Below are 4792 nucleotides of genomic sequence, written 5' to 3'. Positions count from 1 at the left end.
CGGGTTCGTCCCGTGCGGAGCCGGGCAGGCGCTCTACTTGGCGGTTTCTCGGGCGCATCTCACACCCGATTCGTTTTGACCCCCCGTAGACACGCGGGTAACCTAGGAATCCGTGCCTGCGCCGTCGGGCCGCACCTCTTGAAGGCCGCCGCAAGGTGGCTTCGGAAAGCGGCCGATGTGAGTGCGTGGGCACCCCGGCAAGAACCTCCCGGAGCACGTACGTGCCCCGGTGGTGGAGCCGGGCCATCGAGCCGGTGGTAAGTGGCGTAGCAGTCCCCGTGCGGGGCTGTGGGTGCCGCATGCGATCGGCACGCACAAGCCAGAACCATTGACGGGGACGCCGGCAGGGCGTCGCCGAAGCTCAAGAAGACGACGGAGACGTAGTGCCTACGATCCAGCAGCTCGTCCGCAAGGGGCGGACCTCGAAGGCCGGGAAGTCGAAGACTCCGGCCCTCAAGGGCTCCCCCCAGCGGCGCGGCGTGTGCACCCGTGTGTACACCACCACCCCCAAGAAGCCGAACTCGGCCCTCCGCAAGGTCGCCCGTGTGAAGCTCTCCTCGCAGGTCGAGGTCACCGCGTACATCCCCGGTGTCGGCCACAACCTGCAGGAGCACTCCATCGTGCTCGTGCGCGGCGGCCGTGTGAAGGACCTTCCCGGTGTCCGCTACAAGATCGTCCGTGGCGCGCTCGACACGCAGGGCGTGAAGGGTCGCAAGCAGGCTCGGTCTCGTTACGGCGCCAAGAAGGAGAAGAGCTGATGCCCCGCAAGGGTCCGGCCCCGAAGCGGCCGCTCATCGTCGACCCGGTCTACGGGTCCCCGGTTGTCACGCAGCTGATCAACAAGGTCCTGCTCGACGGCAAGAAGTCGACCGCCGAGGCGATCGTCTACGGCGCCCTCGAGGGTGTCCGCTCCAAGACCGACGGCGACCCTGTCGTGGTGCTGAAGCGCGCGCTCGACAACGTCCGTCCGGCTCTCGAGGTGCGCTCCCGCCGTGTCGGTGGCGCCACCTACCAGGTGCCGGTCGACGTGCGCCCGACGCGCGCCACCACGCTCGCGCTCCGCTGGCTCACCGACTTCTCCCGCGCTCGCCGCGAGAAGACGATGACCGAGCGTCTCATGAACGAGATCCTCGACGCGTCGAACGGTCTCGGTGCCGCGGTCAAGCGCCGCGAGGACATGCACAAGATGGCCGACTCCAACAAGGCCTTCGCGCACTACCGCTGGTAGTAGCTTCCGAGCGGCCCCGGGTCACCCCCGGGGCCGTCGGTGGATGCTTGACCGCCGGCCCCCAGCCCACCTTTAGACCAAGGGGTAAGACACCGTGGCACTCGACGTGCTGACCGACCTGAACAAGGTCCGCAACATCGGCATCATGGCCCACATCGATGCCGGAAAGACCACGACGACCGAGCGCATCCTGTTCTACACGGGTGTGAACTACAAGATCGGTGAGACGCACGACGGTGCGTCGACGATGGACTGGATGGAGCAGGAGCAGGAGCGCGGCATCACGATCACGTCCGCCGCGACGACCTGCTACTGGAAGAACAACCAGATCAACATCATCGACACGCCGGGCCACGTCGACTTCACGGTCGAGGTGGAGCGGTCGCTCCGCGTGCTGGACGGCGCGGTTGCCGTGTTCGACGGCAAGGAGGGTGTCGAGCCCCAGTCCGAGACGGTGTGGCGGCAGGCGGACAAGTACGACGTCCCGCGCATCTGCTTCGTCAACAAGATGGACAAGCTCGGCGCTGACTTCTACTTCACTGTCGACACGATCATCAACCGCCTCAAGGCGAAGCCGCTCGTCATCCAGCTCCCGATCGGTGCTGAGAACGACTTCGAGGGCGTTGTCGACCTCATCGAGATGAAGGCGCTGACCTGGCGCGGCGACACCAAGATGGGCGAGGAGTACGAGGTCGAGGAGATCCCGGCCGACCTCGTCGAGAAGGCGCAGCAGTACCGTGCCGAGCTCATCGAGGCCGTCGCCGAGGCGGACGACGAGCTGCTCGAGAAGTTCCTCGGTGGCGAGGAGCTCACGATCGCCGAGATCAAGAGCGGCATCCGCAAGCTCGTCATCTCGTCCGCGGCCTTCCCGGTCCTGTGCGGCTCGGCGTTCAAGAACAAGGGCGTGCAGCCCATGCTCGACGCCGTCATCGACTACCTGCCGTCGCCGCTCGACGTGCCGGCCGTCGAGGGTCACGACGTGAAGGACGCCGAGAAGGTCGTCGTGCGCCGCCCCGAGGAGTCGGAGCCGTTCTCGGCTCTCGCCTTCAAGGTCGCCACGCACCCGTTCTTCGGCAAGCTCACCTACGTCCGCGTCTACTCGGGCAAGGTCGCGCAGGGCGCCCAGGTGCAGAACTCGACCAAGGGCAAGAAGGAGCGCATCGGGAAGCTCTTCCAGATGCACTCCAACAAGGAGAACCCGGTCGAGGAAGCCCACGCAGGGCACATCTACGCGTTCATCGGGCTCAAGGACGTCACCACCGGTGACACCCTGTCGGACCCGCAGAACCAGGTCATCCTCGAGTCGATGAGCTTCCCGGAGCCCGTCATCGACGTGGCCATCGAGCCGAAGACGAAGGCCGACCAGGAGAAGCTGTCGACCGCGATCCAGAAGCTCGCGCAGGAGGACCCGACCTTCCGCGTGAAGCTGGACGACGAGACCGGCCAGACCGTCATCGGCGGTATGGGCGAGCTCCACCTCGACATCCTCGTCGACCGCATGCGTCGCGAGTTCAAGGTCGAGGCGAACGTCGGCAAGCCGCAGGTCGCGTACCGCGAGACGATCCGCCGCACGGCGGAGAAGATCGACTACACGCACAAGAAGCAGACGGGTGGTTCCGGCCAGTTCGCCAAGGTCCAGGTGACCTTCGCGCCGCTGGAGACGTCGGAGGGCGAGCTCTACGAGTTCGAGAACGCCGTCACCGGTGGCCGCATCCCGCGCGAGTACATCCCGTCGGTCGACGCCGGTATCCAGTCGGCCATGCAGCAGGGTGTGCTGGCAGGCTTCCCGGTCGTCGGCGTGAAGGCGACGCTGATCGACGGTGCGTACCACGACGTCGACTCCTCGGAGATGGCGTTCAAGATTGCCGGTTCGATGGTCTTCAAGGAAGGCGTCAAGCGCGCCGACCCTGTCCTGCTCGAGCCGGTCATGGCCGTCGAGGTGCGTACGCCCGAGGAGTACATGGGCGACGTGATCGGCGACATCAACTCTCGACGTGGCATGATCCAGTCCATGGAGGACGCGACCGGTGTGAAGGTCGTTCGCGCCCAGGTGCCGCTCAGCGAGATGTTCGGCTACATCGGTGACCTCCGGTCGAAGACCCAGGGTCGCGCGGTGTACTCGATGCAGTTCGACAGCTACGCCGAGGTTCCCAAGGCAGTTGCCGAAGAGATCATCAAGAAGACCCGGGGCGAGTGAGTCCCCACAGGTCGACCCGCACAACCAACCTGTAGGAAAAACCGCACGCCCCGCAGTTGTAGGCTTCTTGGCCGAGCATCTGCAACGTTCGGAACATCTACCCAAGTCCCAGGAGGACCCCAGTGGCTAAGGCCAAGTTCGAGCGGACCAAGCCGCACGTCAACATCGGCACGATCGGTCACGTCGACCACGGTAAGACGACGCTGACCGCCGCGATCTCGAAGACGCTTGCGGACAAGTACCCGGAGCTCCCGGCGAACACGCAGCGCAACTTCGACGAGATCGACGCCGCGCCGGAGGAGAAGCAGCGCGGTATCACGATCAACATCGCGCACATCGAGTACGAGACGCCGAAGCGCCACTACGCGCACGTCGACGCCCCGGGTCACGCCGACTACATCAAGAACATGATCACCGGTGCCGCCCAGATGGACGGCGCGATCCTGGTGGTCGCCGCGACCGACGGCCCGATGGCCCAGACGCGTGAGCACGTGCTGCTCGCTCGCCAGGTCGGCGTGCCCTACCTGCTCGTGGCGCTCAACAAGTCCGACATGGTCGACGACGAGGAGATCCTCGAGCTCGTCGAGATGGAGGTCCGCGAGCTGCTGTCGTCGCAGGAGTTCGACGGCGACAACGCGCCGGTCGTTCGCGTCTCGGGCCTCAAGGCTCTCGAGGGCGACCCGGAGTGGGTCGAGAAGATCGTCGAGCTGATGGACGCCGTCGACGAGAACGTTCCGGAGCCGGAGCGCGACCTCGACAAGCCGTTCCTCATGCCGATCGAGGACGTCTTCACGATCACCGGTCGTGGCACCGTCGTCACCGGCAAGGTCGAGCGTGGAACCCTGGACATCAACTCTGATGTCGAGATCGTGGGTATCCGCGTTCCGCAGAAGACCACCGTCACGGGCATCGAGACGTTCCACAAGCAGATGGACCAGGCGCAGGCCGGCGACAACACCGGTCTCCTCCTGCGTGGCATCAAGCGCGAGGACGTCGAGCGTGGCCAGGTCGTCGTGAAGCCGGGTTCCATCACCCCGCACACGAACTTCGAGGCGCAGGTCTACATCCTGGGCAAGGACGAGGGTGGCCGTCACAACCCGTTCTACTCGAACTACCGCCCGCAGTTCTACTTCCGTACCACGGACGTCACCGGCGTCATCACGCTGCCCGAGGGCACCGAGATGGTCATGCCCGGCGACAACACCGAGATGTCGGTCGAGCTGATCCAGCCGATCGCCATGGAGGAGGGCCTGGGCTTCGCCATCCGCGAGGGTGGCCGCACGGTCGGATCGGGCCGCGTCACCAAGATCCTCAAGTGATCCTGGAGCACGGTCTCATCTGACGGAAGTCAGCTGAACGATGGGGCC

4 protein-coding genes are annotated in these 4792 nt (G+C 65.5%); all 4 read left to right on the top strand.

Annotated elements, in window-relative coordinates; genetic code table 11:
• The first annotated feature begins 383 nt into the window (after positions 1-383).
• The 4 genes from rpsL to tuf all read left to right on the top strand — a co-directional run bounded on the left by rpsL (position 384) and on the right by tuf (position 4744).
• Positions 384-758: a 30S ribosomal protein S12 gene (gene rpsL, locus ACFWEJ_RS27325; protein ID WP_020016109.1), complete on the top strand. Its 375-nt coding sequence runs from the start codon at positions 384-386 to the stop codon at positions 756-758.
• Positions 758-1228, top strand: a complete 471-nt coding sequence (gene rpsG, locus ACFWEJ_RS27320) for a 30S ribosomal protein S7 (protein ID WP_182620558.1) — start codon at positions 758-760, stop codon at positions 1226-1228. The genes rpsL and rpsG overlap by 1 nt, the downstream gene beginning before the upstream one ends.
• A gap of 94 nt (positions 1229-1322) precedes the next feature.
• Positions 1323-3425 (top strand): elongation factor G, encoded by a 2103-nt coding sequence (gene fusA / locus ACFWEJ_RS27315; protein ID WP_377232319.1) that lies wholly within the window; start codon positions 1323-1325, stop codon positions 3423-3425.
• Positions 3426-3547: 122 nt separating this feature from the next.
• Positions 3548-4744, top strand: coding sequence for an elongation factor Tu (gene tuf / locus ACFWEJ_RS27310; RefSeq protein WP_285100985.1), 1197 nt, complete (start codon positions 3548-3550; stop codon positions 4742-4744).
• Positions 4745-4792 lie beyond the last annotated feature (48 nt).

This window comes from Promicromonospora sp. NPDC060204 (assembly GCF_042728455.1).
In the GTDB taxonomy this organism is placed as follows: Bacteria; Actinomycetota; Actinomycetes; order Actinomycetales; family Cellulomonadaceae; genus Promicromonospora.
The sequence above is the reverse complement of the archived record's forward strand: the minus strand, read 5'-3'. Positions and strand labels throughout refer to the sequence as shown.

Excerpts from the sequence above, each read along its gene's own strand:
- rpsG (WP_182620558.1), top strand. The coding sequence starts at position 758 with ATGCCCCGCAAGGGTCCGGCCCCGAAGCGGCCGCTCATCGTCGACCCG.